At 29.5% G+C, this 18,166-nt stretch carries 19 protein-coding genes and 2 tRNA genes; 10 read left to right on the forward strand and 11 right to left on the reverse strand.

Going from position 1 to position 18,166, the window contains the following annotated elements:
• The first annotated feature begins 1 nt into the window (after position 1).
• Positions 2-484: a TlpA family protein disulfide reductase gene (locus B5L73_RS00770; protein WP_232309669.1), complete on the forward strand. Its 483-nt coding sequence runs from the start codon at positions 2-4 to the stop codon at positions 482-484.
• On the opposite strand, the gene B5L73_RS00775 is transcribed toward B5L73_RS00770, so the two are convergent.
• Complete coding sequence (locus B5L73_RS00775; protein ID WP_085149556.1) at positions 481-684, reverse strand: twin transmembrane helix small protein; 204 nt, start codon at positions 682-684, stop codon at positions 481-483. The two genes, B5L73_RS00770 and B5L73_RS00775, sit on opposite strands and share 4 nt — an antisense overlap.
• A 49-nt stretch (positions 685-733) precedes the next feature.
• Here B5L73_RS00775 and B5L73_RS00780 point away from each other — a divergent pair, with 49 nt between their 5' ends.
• Both B5L73_RS00780 and B5L73_RS00785 read left to right on the forward strand, forming a co-directional pair.
• Positions 734-1,387, forward strand: coding sequence for an alpha/beta hydrolase (locus B5L73_RS00780; protein WP_085146843.1), 654 nt, complete (start codon positions 734-736; stop codon positions 1,385-1,387).
• A 45-nt stretch (positions 1,388-1,432) separates the two neighbouring features.
• Positions 1,433-2,002 (forward strand): HNH endonuclease, encoded by a 570-nt coding sequence (locus B5L73_RS00785; RefSeq protein ID WP_085146847.1) that lies wholly within the window; start codon positions 1,433-1,435, stop codon positions 2,000-2,002.
• A 2-nt stretch (positions 2,003-2,004) separates the two neighbouring features.
• On the opposite strand, the gene B5L73_RS00790 is transcribed toward B5L73_RS00785, so the two are convergent.
• Genes B5L73_RS00790 through B5L73_RS00800 form a run of 3 tightly spaced genes read right to left on the reverse strand, consistent with a single transcriptional unit; the run spans position 2,005 to position 3,602 of the window.
• A complete protein-coding gene (locus B5L73_RS00790) occupies positions 2,005-2,535 on the reverse strand; it encodes a demethoxyubiquinone hydroxylase family protein (protein WP_085146849.1) in 531 nt (176 codons plus the stop codon).
• Entirely contained in the window at positions 2,519-3,004 is a 486-nt protein-coding gene (locus tag B5L73_RS00795) for a disulfide bond formation protein B (protein WP_085146850.1), read from the reverse strand. The genes B5L73_RS00790 and B5L73_RS00795 overlap by 17 nt, the downstream gene beginning before the upstream one ends.
• Positions 2,997-3,602, reverse strand: coding sequence for a YqaA family protein (locus tag B5L73_RS00800; RefSeq protein ID WP_085146852.1), 606 nt, complete (start codon positions 3,600-3,602; stop codon positions 2,997-2,999). The genes B5L73_RS00795 and B5L73_RS00800 overlap by 8 nt, the downstream gene beginning before the upstream one ends.
• A 58-nt stretch (positions 3,603-3,660) precedes the next feature.
• Between B5L73_RS00800 and B5L73_RS00805 the strand changes: the two genes are divergently transcribed.
• The 3 genes from B5L73_RS00805 to B5L73_RS06505 all read left to right on the forward strand — a co-directional run bounded on the left by B5L73_RS00805 (position 3,661) and on the right by B5L73_RS06505 (position 5,457).
• Positions 3,661-3,745 (forward strand) — tRNA-Leu (locus B5L73_RS00805).
• Between the two features lie 4 nt (positions 3,746-3,749).
• The gene (locus B5L73_RS00810) at positions 3,750-4,895 is read left to right on the forward strand and encodes an AMP-binding protein (RefSeq protein ID WP_250638076.1); all 1,146 of its coding nucleotides are present in this window, start codon (positions 3,750-3,752) and stop codon (positions 4,893-4,895) included.
• A complete protein-coding gene (locus B5L73_RS06505; RefSeq protein ID WP_250638077.1) occupies positions 4,780-5,457 on the forward strand; it encodes an AMP-binding protein in 678 nt (225 codons plus the stop codon). Before B5L73_RS00810 ends, B5L73_RS06505 begins: the two co-directional genes overlap by 116 nt.
• Before the next feature lie 338 nt (positions 5,458-5,795).
• Here B5L73_RS06505 and B5L73_RS00815 read toward each other — a convergent pair whose 3' ends face one another.
• From B5L73_RS00815 to B5L73_RS00840, 6 genes are all read right to left on the reverse strand, one after another.
• On the reverse strand, positions 5,796-6,644 hold the full coding sequence (locus B5L73_RS00815; protein ID WP_445082224.1) for a CarD family transcriptional regulator: 849 nt from the start codon (positions 6,642-6,644) through the stop codon (positions 5,796-5,798).
• Positions 6,601-6,927, reverse strand: a complete 327-nt coding sequence (gene fdxA / locus B5L73_RS00820; RefSeq protein ID WP_085146858.1) for a ferredoxin FdxA — start codon at positions 6,925-6,927, stop codon at positions 6,601-6,603. Before fdxA ends, B5L73_RS00815 begins: the two co-directional genes overlap by 44 nt.
• Before the next feature lies 1 nt (position 6,928).
• Positions 6,929-7,333 (reverse strand): tellurite resistance TerB family protein, encoded by a 405-nt coding sequence (locus tag B5L73_RS00825; protein ID WP_157101062.1) that lies wholly within the window; start codon positions 7,331-7,333, stop codon positions 6,929-6,931.
• Between the two features lie 4 nt (positions 7,334-7,337).
• Positions 7,338-9,815, reverse strand: coding sequence for a helicase-related protein (locus B5L73_RS00830; protein WP_085146862.1), 2,478 nt, complete (start codon positions 9,813-9,815; stop codon positions 7,338-7,340).
• Between the two features lie 175 nt (positions 9,816-9,990).
• Entirely contained in the window at positions 9,991-10,395 is a 405-nt protein-coding gene (locus tag B5L73_RS00835; RefSeq protein ID WP_085146864.1) for a PaaI family thioesterase, read from the reverse strand.
• Between the two features lie 120 nt (positions 10,396-10,515).
• Positions 10,516-10,592 (reverse strand) — tRNA-Arg (locus B5L73_RS00840).
• Between the two features lie 72 nt (positions 10,593-10,664).
• Between B5L73_RS00840 and B5L73_RS00845 the strand changes: the two genes are divergently transcribed.
• The 4 genes from B5L73_RS00845 (at position 10,665) to B5L73_RS00860 (ending at position 17,261) form a co-directional block, all read left to right on the forward strand.
• Positions 10,665-11,840, forward strand: coding sequence for an acetyl-CoA C-acetyltransferase (locus tag B5L73_RS00845; protein WP_085146866.1), 1,176 nt, complete (start codon positions 10,665-10,667; stop codon positions 11,838-11,840).
• Between the two features lie 212 nt (positions 11,841-12,052).
• The gene (gene aceE, locus B5L73_RS00850; protein ID WP_085146868.1) at positions 12,053-15,091 is read left to right on the forward strand and encodes a pyruvate dehydrogenase (acetyl-transferring), homodimeric type; all 3,039 of its coding nucleotides are present in this window, start codon (positions 12,053-12,055) and stop codon (positions 15,089-15,091) included.
• A complete protein-coding gene (locus B5L73_RS00855) occupies positions 15,091-16,356 on the forward strand; it encodes a 2-oxo acid dehydrogenase subunit E2 (RefSeq protein WP_085146869.1) in 1,266 nt (421 codons plus the stop codon). The genes aceE and B5L73_RS00855 overlap by 1 nt, the downstream gene beginning before the upstream one ends.
• Positions 16,357-16,364: 8 nt before the next feature.
• Entirely contained in the window at positions 16,365-17,261 is an 897-nt protein-coding gene (locus B5L73_RS00860; RefSeq protein ID WP_085146871.1) for a DMT family transporter, read from the forward strand.
• On the opposite strand, the gene B5L73_RS00865 is transcribed toward B5L73_RS00860, so the two are convergent.
• Positions 17,235-18,008: an undecaprenyl-diphosphate phosphatase gene (locus tag B5L73_RS00865; RefSeq protein ID WP_085146873.1), complete on the reverse strand. Its 774-nt coding sequence runs from the start codon at positions 18,006-18,008 to the stop codon at positions 17,235-17,237. The genes B5L73_RS00860 and B5L73_RS00865 overlap by 27 nt on opposite strands.
• Positions 18,009-18,166: the final 158 nt, after the last annotated feature.

Below are 18,166 nucleotides of genomic sequence, written 5' to 3' on the forward strand. Positions count from 1 at the left end.
AATGCTATCAAATTCTTTTGCTAGTGACGCTTCCGGTATAAAAAATTTAGTCATTAATAAAGAGTTAAAAAATTACAGTGATATAACGTTTTTAAACATTAAAAATAAAGAATTAAACTTAAATGATTATAAAGGAAATCTAATTTTATTGAATTTTTGGGCAACTTGGTGTGCTCCATGTAAAGATGAAATGCCATCTTTAGATTTGTTAGCTGAAAATCCAAATTTAGATAATCTGAAGATATTTCCTATAAATATTGGTAAAGATACTAGTCAAAAATCTTTAACTTTCTTTGAAGATTTGAAGATAAAAAATTTAGAAATTTATTTTGATTCACCCAATACATTGGCAAAAAAATTTAAATTAAGAGGTCTTCCCACAACTATACTTTTTAACAAAGATGGACTAGAGTTTGCGAGAATAATTGGATCAATCGACTTTGTTGATGAAAAATTTATTGAGTGGTTAAGTAATTTTAATTAATTTTTAAAAAAATATGCAAAAGCAACTAAGGCTATAATTGCTATAAATTGTAACAAGACTCTTAACTGCATTAATTTATTAGAGTATTTCTTACTTGTTTCTCCACCTTTGAATAAAGTTCCAATACCAAGAATTAGAACTAAACCAACAGCCACTAGTAAGATTATAGATAAAATTTTTACTAATATTCCAGAAATCATAAAATTATAGTAGGCTGTTTTATAGATAAAAAAACATAAATCAATTACTATGACATTTTGCCTTGATACAACCATTATAAAACCAGAAAAAGATGTAAAAATTGAAAACGCAGTCATTTTACTACACGGTTACGGAGGTGATGGCAAAGATATAAGTATGCTTTCATTAAATTGGAAAAGACACCTTACAAATACAATTTTTCTCTGCCCGAATGGTCATGAACCTTGTCCAATAAATCCATCTGGGTATCAATGGTTTGATCTTACAAAAGATGATCCAAAATACATTTTAGATGAAACAATCAAGGCTGAAAAAAAACTCAATCAATTCATAGATGAAGTAAAAAATAGATATAATCTAGAAAACGATAAAATTTGTTTATCTGGTTTTAGTCAAGGATGTATGATGTCAATTAATTTAGGGCTTACATCTAAAAATAAATTTAGTTGTGTAGTAGGTTTTTCTGGCAAGATTATTAATCAAGAAGATCTCAAGCAAAGAAAGAGAACATCAACAAATATTCTTTTAATTCATGGTGATTCTGATCAAGTTGTCTCACCCAATTATATGTTAGAGGCAAAAGATTTCTTTATCAGATCTAATATTGAAATAGAGACCCATTTAATTAAGAATTGTGACCATCATATTCCAATCGAAGCTTCCAGCATAGCATTAAATTATATTTTAAAAAAAATAAAATGAGTTCTTAATATTGAAATCATTTTTTATTTAAGTTAAAATTAATTTATGAACAACTTCATTGAACAAGATGTATCATTAGAAAAATGTCCTGCATTAGTTTTAAATGCTGATTATAGACCTTTAAGCTATTACCCTTTATCATTGTGGTCTTGGCAAGATACAGTAAAGTCAGTTTTTTTAGATAGAGTAATTATAGTAAGTAGTTATGATAGAATTGTAAGAAGTCCATCATTCAAAATGCAGCTTCCAAGTGTTATTGCTCTTAAAGATTACATAGTTCCACAATCTAAACCAAGTTTCACAAGATTTAATGTTTTTTTAAGGGATAAATTTTCTTGTCAATATTGTGGAAGTGGAGAGGAATTAACTTTTGATCATTTGTTACCAAGATCAAAAGGTGGAGAAACACACTGGGATAATGTTGTAACAGCATGTTCAGCATGCAATGTTAAGAAAGGTGGAAAATTGTTAAAATCTTCAGGAATGAAGCTCAATCAGTATCCTTATCAACCATCAACTGAAGATTTACATAGAAACGGAAAGAATTTCCCTCCAAATTATTTACACAAAAGTTGGATGGACTATTTATATTGGGATGTTGAGCTAGAAGCTTAAAATTAAATTTTCTCAGAGATATTTATTGCTAATTTAGATCCAGTTTTGATAATTCTATCCATTATAGCATAAAACCCTTTTTTTGTTGCACCCTCTTCATAAGCAATGTCCTTATGATCCAATTCATCTTGTCTAAATTTTGTTATTTTCTTTTTTAATTCTTCTTCTTCAGGACCTAGTTGATTAATTTGATCTAAATAATGTTTATCAATAACTTCTTCAACAGATGCCGTACATAGCATTGCAGCTTTTTTACCTAATAGAGTAGAGCCGAAACCCAATCCAACACCTAATAAGTCCCATAAAGGCAAAAATTTTGTTGGTTCGATATTTCTTTTTTTTATTTCGTCTTCAAAAAATTGACAATGCTCTATTTCGTGTTCTTTCATATCTTCAATTGTTTTTTTTAAACTTTCATTTTTTACAATAGTATTTAAAGCTAACAATTGACCTTCATAGATCTTCACAGCGCCTCTCTCACCAGCATGATCAACTCTAATAAACTCTTGCACTCTTTTATCTTTTTTTTTCATATTTATTAAAAATTTTTAAAAGCGTTATAATAAACAATAAACTAATTACAATATTAATGCTTGTGAGTGATAATCCAAAAACCCTAAATGTCACATCTCTACAGCTTACTATTTTCTTACTTAATTGTTTTAGTAAATCCTCTTTAGTAATACTTTCAGTTAAACTCTTTACTCCACAAATAGATGACTCTTGAAAAAAACCTTGTTCAATTCCAAAATGATAAAATGAAATGGCAAAAGAGAAGATGAAAGTAAGAATTAATAATAAAAGAAAGAATTCATGATTTTTTTTAATTAAAAAAATCATGAATATTATCATAATACTTAATCCATAAGGAATTCTCTCTATTAAACATAAATTACATGGCTGATGTCCAAGAACATGTTCTATAAAAAAAGCAGAAATTAGAACAATAAAGCTAAATAGAAAAATTACTTTTAAGTAAAATTCAGTCTTTATATCAAACATTAGATTTAAAAATTAGATAAACTACTAATCCAATAATAACAATTAATATTCCAATTATCGTAAACCATTTTGACCCATGTTTATCCATAAATTCGTTAAATAAGTGTCCAAACTTATAAGAGAGATATGAAACTAAAAAAAATCTTAACCCTCTAGAAATTAAACTTATTAAAACAAAAATTACAAAATTAAATCCGATGAGACCACTTGCGATTGTAAAAACTTTATAAGGGAGAGGAGTAAAGCCTGCTAAAAAAAGTATTCCTAGCCAAGCATAAAAACCATCATTTTTAATCAGGCTTTCTTTTAAATTATATAGTTTATCCTCATAACCATAAAAATTCATAATATGTGCTCCAAATTCGAAAAAGAATGCTCCAATTACATAACCAAGCATACCACCTAAAACTGAAAATATTGTTGTTATAAAAAAGATTTTTTTAAAATCAGTTTTTTTGGAGATTACCATTGGAACAACCATGACGTCTGGGGGAATAGGAAAAAATGAACTTTCGACAAATGACACAATCGCTAAGTAATATTTAGAACTTTTGTGACCCGCCAAATCTAAACATTTTTTGTAAAGATTTTTAAACATTTTTTGGTTTTAATATAATTTTAGTTCTTATACTATTTAATAAATTAATAAACAATCAGGGCGAATGGCGGAACTGGTAGACGCGCACGACTCAAAATCGTGTTTCGCAAGAAGTGAGAGTTCGATTCTCTCTTCGCCCACCATTTTATGCAATTAAGTAGAATAAACAATTTAGTAGAACTTTTTTTTACAAAGTATGAGGAAATAAACTCAGTTGGTGATAAGCGATTTTTAAAATGGTTAAAAGAAAATGAAAAAGATTTTTTAACTTGGCAACAAGTTGCATTAAAAATTCAAATTTTTTCTGAGTACTTAAGAACCAAGTTAAATAAAGGAGACCGGTGCATACTATTATCTGAAAATCGACCTGAATGGCTTATCTCTGATATATCAATAATGAATGCAGGTGGTGTCACAGTGCCATTATTTACAACTTATTCAGAGAAAGACTATGAATACATCATTAATGATTGTAAACCGAAAATTTGCGTCGTCTCGAATGAAATCCAATTAAAAAAAATTGAAAAATTTATCTCTGATGAGATAAAAGTTCTTTCTATTGAAAAGATAATAAGTAGTGAAAGAGTTGAGAACATAGAAAATATTTTCAATGAACATTCAAAAAAAAATAAATCAAATCCTCATATAAGTTTTAATCAAAATCTTGAAAGAAAAGATCTTGCCTGCATTATTTATACATCTGGTACGACTGGTAATCCTAAAGGAGTGATGCTTAGTCATGGGGGAATTTTATCAAATTGTGAAGGAGCCCAAGAAATATTAAATCAATTAGTTCAAGATAGTGAACCCACCTTTTTGACATGGTTACCCTTATCTCATTCATATGAACATGCAGTTCAATTTGTCCAAATCTCACTTGGTGCAAAAATTTATTATGCTGAAAGCCTAGAGAAGTTACTATCCAATATGTCTATTGCAAAACCTACGATTATGACAGCTGTTCCTAGATTTTATCAAAATCTGTACAGTAAAATTTCAATGAATTTTTCAAAGCAAAAAGGTTTTAAGAAAAAATTGATATCATCAACTATCTCACTAGGAACTAAAGAACTTAATAATAAGAGTTTTACATTGAGGGAAAAATTAATTAATTTTTTTTGTGAAAAACTAGTTAGAAAAAAGATTAAGAATCAGTTTGGTGGAAAACTAAAGGCCTTTGTATCTGGGGGGGGGTGCCTTAGACCAAAAAATTGGAGAATTTTTAAACGCTATAGGATTACCCACTCTTCAAGGTTACGGTCTTACCGAGGCCTCACCTGTTGTGAGTTGTAATATTCCTGGAAAAATCAGAATCGACACAGTTGGGCCTCCTTTTAAAACAAACCAGGTAAATATAGCTGAAGATGGTGAAATTTTAGTAAAAGGTGAAAATGTCATGCTTGGTTATTGGAATATGAAAAAAGAAACAGACGCTGTAATAAGAAATGGCTGGTTACATACTGGTGATATTGGGGAAATCACAAAGGATGGAAACTTAAAAATTACAGATAGGAAGAAAGAAATAATAGTTAGCCTTGGTGGAGATAACATTTCACCGTCTAAAATTGAAAATTTATTATGTTTAAATGAAAAAATTAAACAAAGTTTTGTTTACGGAGACAAAAAAACTTATTTAGTTGCTTTAATTGTTTCTGAAAGTTGTGAAAATAGAAAAGAAATTGAAATTTTTTTAGAAAATATAAATAAAACTTTATCTTTAGTGGAAAAAGTTAAAAAATTTAAATTAATTGAAGAAGAATTTACAATCGACAATGGAATGTTAACACCAACATTAAAACTAAAAAGAAAAAAAATTTTGGATAAATATAAAGGTGATTTAGAAAAACTTTATTAATTTATTAATAATATTTGATTATAAAGCGCATAAACATTAACTTTTTTACACTTAAAAAAAATATAAAAATATTATTTTTATAAAATTTTTTTTCAAAATTTTTTACTTTAATTAAAGAATTGACATAACGTGTATAAAAAAATAAAAATAAGTTAATCGCGAATCAATTTGATTCGTTTAACTAAAAAGGGAGCTAAAGATGCCTAAGAGAAGAAAAAAAGCAAAGAAGGCTAAGAAAAAAGCTAAGAAAAAAGCTAAAAAAAGAAGAAGAAGATAATAACTTAGTATTCTTTATAAAAAACGCTTCTCATAACTTTTTGTGTGAGAGGCGTTTTTTTTTATTCCTCTATTTGCCCATCATCCTCTGAAATCGGCTCTTCGACAGTTAAATCACTTGTGCTTGTACTTGATGTTTTAGTACTTTTATTTTCTTCTTTTACTTCATTATTAAGGTTTCTTTTAAGAGCTTTATCAAGTTTTTTTTGTGTATCTTCTCTTGAAACATTTAAAACAATTTGGAATTCTGAAAGAATTCTATCATAGGCTTTTTCAAAAAGTTGTCTTTCACTATATGATTGATCAATCATTAGATCATCACCCTTATTTAGATCTCTAACCACCTCAGCCAATTCATAAATTTTGCCAGAGGAAATTTTTGTCTCATATTCCTGTGCTCTTCTACTCCACATAGACCTTTTAATTTTTGGTTTACTTTTTAAAATCGAAATACTTTTGTTAACTTGATTTATTGTTGAAAGTGGACGTAAATGGGATTGCTTATTGACTGGTACCATACCGTTTGCTTTGTCTTTTTCAAACTTTATAATATAGGTTTCAACATCTATTCCGCCAATGTTAATTTTCTTAAATTCTGTAATTTGACCAACACCGTGTTTAGGATATACAACATAATCTTTAATTTTATATTCTCTTTTTTCAGTATTTTGTTTTTTTACTTTTTTGATTTCAGGTTTAATTTCACTACTCTTAGGAATTCTCAGGTTTTCATTTTGAGATTCAGTTTTGTGTTTGCTCTTTTTTTCAACTTTTTTTGGAATTTTCTTTTCTTTTTTTAACTTAATAATTTTTGTTTTTTTAACTTTTTTAATTGTTTTTTTTTTGACTTTTGACTTTGTTTTTTTTTTAAAGGTTTTCTTTAAAATATTTTTCAAACTTATTTTGCTCATTTTTATATTTTTCATGATCCGAAGGTGGATCTTTTTTCTCGCTTATGTTGGGCCAGATCTCAGAATACTGTTTATTGATTTCTAACCACTTTTCACTCCCAGGCTCTATATCAGCTTTTATTGCATCAACAGGACACTCAGGCTCGCAAACGCCACAATCTATACACTCATCAGGTTTAATTACAAGCATATTTTTTCCTTCATAGAAACAATCTACAGGACAAACTTCAACACAATCCATTAATTTACATTTAATACATTTATCATTTACAATGTAAGTCATGTCATATTTTACTTTTAATTCTTTCTTTAATATCGCCCATTAATTTACTGTCAATATATAATAGCCCACCTAGTCTTCTCATTAAACTCGTCTCATAAATATCTGCCTCATTATTCGAGTATATTATTCTCCAAAGTGTCTCAACTATTTTTATCTTATCATTTTCTTCCATGTTTTTTACTTCTTTCGTAAACTCTAGAATTTGATTTGAGTTTTCTTCAATTTCTTTTCCTTCTAAAAATATTTCATCTAAATTTTCACTGTTTACACCTATTTGTAAAAGAGCTTGTTTTATAATTTTTTCCTCGCTTTTTGAAAAGTTTTCGTCAATTTTAGCTGCATGAATTAAAAGTGCGGCTACTTTTGAGAAATTATTATTTTTGTTTTTATCTTTTTTAAAAAACATACTTTTAATTAAGATTTAAATTTTTCAGAACACCAAAAGGATTTTCTTTTATATTTTCTTTATTTTGAGGTTTTGCCTTCTTTTTTGGATTATATTTAAAGAAAACTTCTTTATCTTTTTCCAAAACCTTATAACTCATAGCTTTAAGTAGTTGCTTAAAGTCATCTTTTTTACATCCCAATAAATTTAACATTTCTGGGATCATTTTTATTTCATTCATATCTTTTGTATCAGAATTTATTATTTGCACAAATAACCTCTCTAAAATGTCTATTCTAATATAGAAATTATTAAATTTTTCAAATCCACAAAGTAACATAAAATTTTTATTATGAATTTTGTTATCATTTAAAAAATTTAAACCGAAAGTTGGGGGCTGCAAATTAAAGTATTTTTGATTATAATTTTTCCACAAAAGGGTTCTTAATGAAACTGGTTCTGGTTTTATCAATTTAAATAAAAAGATATGGTATCTACCAAATTTTACGCCGAGGTCTCTTAAAATTTTTCTATCATTTTGATCTAACTTATTTAGATATTCGGATACCTCATCTCTTTTAAGAACACCATTATTTTCATAAAGTTGATAAGCCAAGGCTTTTATCGATGAGTTCTTATCTTTAAGATCTTTTAAATCATAGAGACTTTTTAAAACTGATGAAATTTTATTTTTTACCCATTTTTCTAAAAAATTAATTAATTTACTTTTTGGATTTTGCTCTAACATATCATCTACTAATAATTCTATGTTAGGGCTCAAATAATCTTTACCAGGAATTAATTTACCAATTGTTGCATTATTCCAATATATCTTAGAGTCATTTTTTAACTCAACTAGACCTGTATCAATTACAATTTGAATTCTCTTTTCTAGTTCTGGCCCTATCGTTTTTCGTGCAGCTTTTTTTAGAGATTTAATATCAGTCTCTAGGGCTCCTTTCTTAAGATCAAGTTCTAATTTAAGTCCATTAATTTTACCTATAAATTGATCATCGATCATAACATTATTATTTTCTAAAATTTTAGTATCAAATTCCATATCTTGTTTTAAGCCTCTAGCAAGCACACTTGCTCTTTTATCAATAAATGTTTTTGTGAGTTCTTCATGAAGTCTATCTGAAAGTTTATCCTCTAAGAATTTAGTTTTTTCAATCCAGTAATTTTGATTTTCAACCCAATTGTTTTTATTTGAAACATATGACCAAGTTCTAACATTTGCAATTCTATTTGCTAAAGAATCTACATTTCCATCCAATTTATTAAGTTTCATGAGCTGTAAATGCATAAAATTATCTGTTATTTCCCCTTTATCACTGTTTAAAAAATTGAATACCTTTTCGACAACTTCAATATGATTTCCATAAGTTTTTTTTACAAAGTCAGGAATTTGGCAACATTCCCATAATAATGTCAGTGTTTCTTTTGCATTAGGTAAATTATATAAGTCTAACTTCTTTAAAAAATACTTTAAAACTTTCTCATCTTCACACTCATGAATTTTCCTAAGCCAATCTTTGTTTGGCCTTTCTTCAAGTGATCTTAATAATGAAGTGGGGTTATTAAAATTTAAATCTGAATTTCTCCAAAATAATGTTTTAATATTTTCAAATTTATGATTTTCTAAAAGCTCAACTTCTTCAGCTGTAATTTCTTTACAATCACCTGTGATACCAAAATTACCATCATTGAGATATCTACCTGCTCTTCCTGCAATTTGGCCTATCTCGGATAGATTAAGTTTTCTTAATTTTTTTCCATCAAATTTTTTTAGGTTTGAAAAATACACTTGGTCTAAATCCATATTAATACCCATTCCAATTGCATCAGTCGCCACTAAAAAATCTACATCACCTGATTGGTATAATTCTACTTGTGCATTCCTTGTTTTTGGACTAAGAGATCCCATAACAATTGCAGCCCCACCTTTTTGTCTTCTTATTAATTCTGCAATTGCGTAAACTTCTTCAGTTGAGAAAGCTATAATTGCTGTTTTTCTATTTATACGTGAAATTTTTTTGTGACCTGAGTAAGTAAGTTTAGATAATCTTTTTCTATCAATGAACTCTACATCGTCATTTAATTTTGAAACTATTCCTTTAATTGTGTTTGAACCCATAAACATTGTAAGTTTACTTCCTCTCATATTAAGTAATCTGTCTGTAAAAATATGCCCTCGTTCATGGTCTGCGCACATTTGAATTTCATCAACACCTACAAATTCTAAATCTTTGTCTATTGGCATTGACTCTACTGTACATAAAAAATATTTTGCATTTGAAGGTATAATTTTTTCTTCACCGGTTATTAAAGCAACTTCATCATATCTAGTTTTTTTGATAACTTTGTCATAGACTTCCCTAGCCAAAAGTCTTAATGGAAAACCAATCATTCCAGTATCAAAAGAAAGCATCGTTTCTATTGCTAAATGGGTTTTGCCAGTATTTGTTGGGCCGAGTACTGCTGTAATTTTATTTTTATTCATTTTCTATCTTTGGTATGTTTAATATTTAACCTACAAGATGTAGTTGCTCGTAAAGAACAAAAATAGACTAAAACATGACCGAATCGTTCTAAAAAAAGTTCTCATTTCAGGTTCCTAAAAAGTGAAGTCTAACATAATTAGATTTTTTGTCCAAATTACTATTAAAACCAAAGTTTTAAGATTTAATTTTAAGAATTTTCCAAACTCCAGATGCAGAAGTAATAATTTTGTCATTACATTTCAATTCACAAAATAAAAATACTAAAGTTTTTGTTTTTTTTAGAATTTTTACATTTCCAATAATTTCATCACCAATTTTTGAAGCACCGATATATTTAAGATCTAATGAAATTGTTACACAAGGTGCATTTTGAGCACTACGATGTGCTGCGGTTCCTGCTCCAGCATCAATTAAAGCTGCCAAGTATCCTCCATGAGTTATACCTGCCGCATTCAAATGGTTTTCATTTATGACTGATTTGAATTCATATTCACTTTCAGAGACATTTCTAAACATAACACCACCATTATGTTTCATGAACCCATGTTTTAAACTTATTTGTTCAAATGAATTAGACATAATTCGTTAAAGTATAAAAGTTAAAATAATTAAAACTATAAGAATAATTACGAAAAAATAAATAACAGACATTTGAAGAGAAGATTTAATCAGCCATTTCATCATAATTTATCTTATTAATGGTGCGCCTGCTAGGAGTCGAACCCAGAACCTCCTGGTCCGTAGCCAAGCGCTCTATCCAGTTGAGCTACAGGCGCATTTTTAAATTTTATTTATTATTCTATATCATTTTTTAGTGTATTTTAATGCTAAGACAAATTTAAATTATTATGAATAATTCAATGAATGATGTTGTAATTATAGAGGCTATTAGAACTCCAATTGGAGCTTATAAAGGCTCTCTTAAAGAATTAAGTGCTGATAAGTTAGGATCAATTGTCATTAAAGAAATTTTAAGAAAAAGTAAAATAGATAAAGATGACATTGATGAGGTGATTATGGGCCAAGTACTCACGGCTGGTGGAGGCCAAAATCCTGCAAGACAGGCCGCAATAAATGCGGGTATTAATATTTCTAAACCAGCCCACCTAGTAAACCAAGTTTGTGGTTCTGGACTTAGAGCCGTGATCTCAGGTTATCAATCAATTAAATTAGGAGAGGCAAAAAATATAATTTCTGGTGGCCAAGAAAATATGTCATTAGCCCCACATTCAATTTTCTATCGAGATAATAAAAAAATTTTAGAGAAACATTTGGTAGATACAATGATAAATGACGGATTGATAGATGCATTTAATAATTATCATATGGGTGTAACTGCTGAAAATGTTGCAAAGAAATTTAATATTTCACGAGTTGAACAAGATGACTTTGCATTAAATTCTCAAAAAAAAACAGAAACTGCAATTAATACTAATAGATTTAAGGAAGAACTAATTAAAATAAATCAATCTGGTATCAATCTTGAGAAAGATGAACACCCAAGAAAAGATCTTAATAAATCAGATTTAGAAAAGTTAAAAGCAGTATTTCTAAAAGATGGGACCGTGACACCTGGAAACTCATCAGGAATTAATGATGGTGCTGCCGCTTTATTATTAACAACCTTTGCAGAGGCAAAAAAAAAATCAATTCAACCTTTAGTAAAAATAATCTCATGGGCCTCAGTTGGAGTTGATCCAACTTTGATGGGTATTGGACCAATTGAGGCTGTACGTGAAGCAGTTAAAAAAGCAAAATGGAATTTAAATGATGTAGATCTTTTTGAAATTAATGAAGCTTTTGCCGCTCAAAGCATTGCAGTAATACGCGAGTTAAACATTGATGAAAATAAAGTCAATGTTAATGGAGGAGCTATAGCTTTAGGTCACCCTATAGGAGCATCAGGTGCTAGAATATTAGTCACTCTCATTCATGAAATGATAAAACAGAAAAAAGATAAAGGTTGCGCTACACTATGCATAGGTGGTGGAATGGGCATAGCCATATGTGTTGAGAGAATTTAAGAATTAATTTTTTTAAATTTCTCTTCAAGTAGAATTTTTTGTATCCAAATTTTAGCATCAATGTAAGTGCTTTCTTTTGGTTGCAAGAGTGTATTTAATAACTTTTTAATCATTTTTTAAAGGATACTTAGAAGAGTGTCAAAAAATTGAGCAGAATGTGTTAAAATTAGCAATTAAGTAAAATTATATAGTGTATAAGATCTAAATATTAAATGAGCGAAAAACTATTAGTTCCTGATATAGGTGACTTTGAAAATGTAGAGGTCATTGAATTGCTTGTCAAAGAAGGGCAAAAAATTGCCAAGAATGATCCAGTAGTTACTATAGAAAGTGATAAATCGAGTGTTGAAATACCTTCAACGTTATCAGGCATTATCGAGACAATAAAAGTTAAAGTAGGTGATAAAGTTTCAAAAGGTGATTTAATTTTGAATATTTTAGGGTCAAATGAAGAATATTCTACAACAAAAACTATTCCAAAAGACACTGAAAATTTGATTAAAGAAGCAGAAAAATCATTAGAAAAAAAACAAGAACAAATCATCCATACAAATAATATTGAGAGAAAAAAACCAGAGATAATTCAAGTAGTTAATGACAGCGATATCGATCCATTAGAAACTAGTGAATGGTTAGAATCACTTACTGCAGTAATTGAAAAAGATGGAAATCAAAGAGCCCATTATTTAATAAAGGAATTAATTAATAAAGCTTATATGGAGGGCGCAAATATTCCTTACACGCAAAATACACCTTATATAAATACTATTCCAGCAAATGAGGAAAAGAAGTCGAACGGTGACCAAAATATTGAGAGAAGAATTAGGTCTCTTATAAGATGGAATTCTGCAGCGATGGTTGTTCGTGCAAACAAAAAATTTCCTGAACTTGGAGGACACATTGGAACATTTGCATCTGCAGCCACACTTTATGATGTAGGTATGAATCATTTCTGGAGAGCGAAAAATAATAAATTTGGCGGAGATTTGATTTATTTTCAAGGACATAGCGCTCCAGGTATGTACGCAAGAGCATATCTTGAGGGAAGACTTAATGAAAAACAATTAGATAGTTTTAGACAAGAAGTCAATTCAGGTGGTTTGTCATCTTACCCACATCCTTGGTTAATGCCAAACTTTTGGCAATTCCCTACAGTCTCAATGGGTTTAGGACCAATGTTGGCTATTTATCAAGCAAGATATATGAAATATTTGATTAACAGGGGTCTTATCAAAGATGAAGGACGAAAAGTTTGGGCTTTCTTAGGAGATGGGGAAATGGATGAACCGGAGTCTTTAGGAGCAATCGGTTTAGCAGCTAGAGAAAATTTAGATAACCTAATATTTGTGATCAATTGTAATCTTCAAAGATTGGACGGGCCTGTAAGGGGTAATGGAAAAATCATACAAGAATTAGAGGGTATCTTTAGAGGAGCTGGATGGAATGTTATCAAAGTAATTTGGGGTTCTTATTGGGATCCGTTATTGGCTAACGATAAAACTGGCCATTTAATTAAAGTTATGAATGAAACTGTCGATGGAGAATATCAAGCGATGAAAGCAAGAGATGGAGCTTATGTGCGGGAAAAGTTTTTTGGCAAATATCAAGAGACAAAAGAATTAGTTTCGAGTCTCTCAGACAAGGATATTTGGAGATTAAATAGAGGTGGCCACGATCCACACAAAGTTTTTGCAGCCTACGATAAAGCTTCAAAAAACATTGGGAGTCCTACAGTTGTAATAGCCAAAACTATTAAAGGTTATGGTATGGGTAAAAGTGGAGAAAGTGTAAACACAACTCACCAAACTAAAAAATTAGATATAGACGATTTAATGTATTACAGAGACAGGTTTGATGTTCCTTTAACTGATAAACAGGTGCAAAATATTGAGTATTATAAGCCAGACCAAAACTCACCTGAAATAAAATATATCAAAGAAAGAAGACTTCAATTAGGAGGATTTATCCCAGAGAGAACTACTTATGCAAAACCCATTAAAGCCCCTCCGAAAAACATTTTTGATAATATGAAAGAGTCTACAGGAGATAAAGAAATGTCGACTACGATGGCATTAGTAAGAATGCTTACTAATCTTCTGAGAGATAAAAATGTTGCCTCGAGATTAGTACCAATCATTCCTGATGAGGCAAGAACATTTGGTATGGAGGGTTTTTTTCAAAAAATTGGTATCTATGCTCACGAAGGACAAAAATATGAACCCGAGGACTCAGCACAATTAAGTTCATATAGAGAAGAAAAAAGCGGACAAGTTTTGGAGGAAGGAATTAACGAGGCAGGTGCAATGTCTTCATGGATTGCTGCAGGCACTTCATACACAAATCATGATATTGAAATGATCCCTATCTATCTTTTTTACTCAATGTTTGGTTTTCAAAGAATAGGTGATTTTGCTTGGGCGGGAGCAGACAGTCAATCAAGAGGGTTTTTAATTGGTGCTACTGCTGGGAGAACAACATTAGCGGGAGAGGGCTTACAGCACCAAGATGGACATAGTCATTTAATGGCATCAACTATTCCAAACTGTAAGTCTTATGATCCAACATTTCATTATGAACTAGCAACAATTTTTAGAGAAGGATTGAAAAGAATGCACGAGAAGAAAGAAAATATTTTTTATTACATTACAACAATGAACGAAAATTATCCTCATCCTGCCATGCCAACTGAAAAATCATGTGAAGAAGGTATTTTAAAAGGAATGTATAAAATTAAAGAATTTAACAAATATAAAAAAACCAAAATTCAATTTCTAGGATCAGGCACAATTTTAAGAGAAATGATAGCTGGTGCGGAGATTCTACAAAAGGAATATCAAATTGATAGTGAAGTTTGGAGCGTAACTAGTTTCAATGAATTAAGAAGAGATGGCTTAGAGGTAGAAAGATATAATTTATTAAATCCTGAAAAAGAACCAAAAAAATCATATGTTGAAAGCTGTTTAGGCAAAACTGAAGGTCCAATTTTGGCTGCATCAGATTATATGAGGATGAATTCAGACCAAATTAGACCTTATATTAACAAGAGCTTTTACTCGTTAGGAACAGATGGATTTGGTCGAAGTGATACCAGAAAAAATTTGAGGAAGTTCTTTGAGGTTGATAAAGAACATGTCGTTGCATATGGACTAAGTGTTTTAGCTAAAGAACAATTAATTGCATCTAAATATGCTCAAGAGGCAATAAAGAAGTATCAAATTGATAAAGATAAACCAATGCCGACAAAATTATAATGTCAAAGAAAGATATAAAAGTTCCAAATATTGGTGAGTTCAAAGATGTGGAAGTCATCGAAGTTTTAATTAAAAAAGGTCAAAAAATAAAAAAGAATGATCCACTGATAACTATAGAAAGTGATAAATCAAGTGTGGAAATACCATCCTCCGATGATGGAACCATAATTTCTTTGAATGTTAAAATTGGAGACAAGGTATCGGAAGGTGATAAAATTATTGAAATTGAAAGTGAGAAAGAAATAAAAGAAACAAGTGCTCAAGAATTACCAAAAAGTCAATTACCAAAAGAAATAAAAAAAAATGATGTAAAAAAAACCAATAAGTCTGAAAATATAATAGTTAAAGATTTTTCTACAAAAGCTTCTGCTTCACCAAAAGTTAGAAAATTTGCAAGAGAACTTGGAGTTAATATCAACCAAGTCCCAGGTAGTGAAAGACAAGGTAGGGTTACCGAGAGCGATGTAAAGTTATTTGTTGCAACTAAATCTGATAAAAATTTCAAAGATCAAAATACAACTGAACAAAAAATTGAAATAGAGTATTCCCATTCAGATTTTGGAGAAGTAGACATTAAAGACATTCCTAGAGTGAAAAAGTTGTCGTCTAAATATTTAATGAACTCTTGGACAAAAATTCCTCATGTAACCAATCATGATGAAGCTGATATAACCGAATTAGAGGAATTTAGAACTTCTCTTACGGACGTATATACTGGTGAAAAAAAAAAAATTACACCATTAGCTTTCATTGTAAAAGCATTAACAACATCATTAAAAAAATTTCCAAATTTTAATACCTCAATTGATCAAATTGAAAACGGTAAAATGACTGTTAAAAAGTATTATCATGTTGGCATAGCAGTGGATACACCACATGGTTTGATGGTTCCTAAATTAAGAAATGCAGATAATAAAAATATTTCTTTAATAAGCACAGAATTAAAAAAAATCAGTCAGCAATGTAGAGATCTTAAAATTGATAAAAAAGAGTTATTCGGAGGTTCTATGACGATAACTAGCTTAGGGGGAATTGGGGGATCTTTTTTTACACCAATTATAAATTATCCTGAGGTTGCTATTTTAGGAGTAGGGAGAGCAGAAAAAAAACAAGTATTCATGGATGGAAAATTTGTAACGCGTACTATGTTGCCACTTTCACTATCTTATGATCATAGAATTATTGATGGTGCGGAGGCAGCTCGATTTAATAATGATTTAAAAGAAAATCTTGGTAAAAATTTTGCTTATAAGTTAGCCGTTTGATAAAAATTATGTCTAAAAGCGTTTCATTGTTTAGTGCTTTGCTGTGTACATTTATTTGGGGAACTACATTTATTGCTCAAGACACTGGCATGGATGATATTGGTCCGTTTACATTTAATGCAGTAAGATTTTTTGTGGGTTTTTTGGCAATTCTTCCTTTAGCATTGTTATTTGAGACTAAAAAATTTAAATTAGAATTTAAAACTGGTTTTAGATATTTTGTTATTCTATCTTTTTTAATAGGATTATCATTATTTTTAGGATCTGCATTGCAACAAGTAGCTCTGCTATACACAGATGTAGCTAATGCTGCTTTCTTTACGATTTTTTATGTTCCGATGGTACCAATTATCATTTTTATATTTAAGAGAGACTCATTACATTGGAGTGTATGGCCTTCAGTTATTTTATGTTTAATTGGTGGATATCTTTTAACCAATTTTTATGATGCCACAGTTAGACTTGGAGACACATTGGTTATTCTTGGAGCATTATTCTGGAGTACTCACATTATATTTACTGGAATGATTGTTAAAACATATAACTTACCCTTAACACTAGGTGCAATCCAAACTTTATTAGTGGCTTTATTTTCTTTTATCATTGGTTTGATTTATGAAGAATTTGTAATTAAAAATATTCTCAACGAGATAGACTCTATACTCTATGCAGGAATTTTATCGGGTGGTTTTGCATTCGTTTTACAAATTTATGCTCAAAAAAATATAACACCTGCACCAGCAGCCATAATTTTTTCATTAGAAGGTGTTTTTGCAACTATTGCAGCATGGTTTTTATTAAGTCAAATTTTAGATTTTAATAATATATTAGGGTGTTTGTTTATATTATGTGGTGTTTTAATTTCTCAACTTTTACCCTTAATGAGGAAAGTAAATTACCAATAATAAAATTAAAGCGACAAATAATCTATAAATTACAAATACAGTTAAAGAAAAATTACTGACGTATTTTATAAAATATTTGACTGTCAAAAATGAGAAAATAAAAGAAAAAGTGATTGCAATTAATAGTAAATAATTGAATTCAACAGATTGTTGTACGGCATCTTTCAGACCTAAAAAACTGGCACCAGCTAAGGCAGGTATAGATAGTAAAAAAGCGATTTTACTTGAGTCGACTCTGTTAAATTTTAGAAATCGAGCAGCTGTTAAAGTTATTCCTGCTCTACTTACCCCTGGCACAAGAGCTAAAATTTGAAATAGTCCTATAAATAATACTGTTTTTATATTTAAGTTATTTGAGATATTTTGATTGATATCTCTTTTGTCTGATAAAAAAAGGAGCAAACCAAAAAATAAAGTCGTCCATGCAATTATTTCTATGCTTCTTAAAAGACTAATGATTTCAGTCGAATATATTATATACCCAAAAATTATAAGGGGTATCGAGCCAACTAAAATCAAAAATAATAGTTTTTGATTGTTTCCTAAATTAAGTAAATCTTTTCTAAAGTAATAGATTATTGCAAACAAAGAACCTGAATGCAGGCCAATATCGATAAATAAAGAGCTTGAGGTAAAATCATAAAAATTTGATATCAAGATTAGATGTGCTGAAGAGCTAATAGGTAAAAATTCAGAAATTCCTTGTACTGCAGAAAGAATAAGGATTTCTATAAAATCTCGAAACATATATACGTCGTAACTCAAAAAATATTCATTTCAAACAATTCGATTTCATCATAATAGGTATGCAAAAAATAAATTTCATATATTTCTAGCTAAATAAAGTTAATTATAGGTCATAGTTATTGACCTAAATAATACTTTTATTAATAAAAACAATGTAT

Origin of the sequence: Candidatus Pelagibacter sp. RS39, from assembly GCF_002101315.1 — a bacterium.
In the GTDB taxonomy this organism is placed as follows: Bacteria; Pseudomonadota; Alphaproteobacteria; order Pelagibacterales; family Pelagibacteraceae; genus Pelagibacter.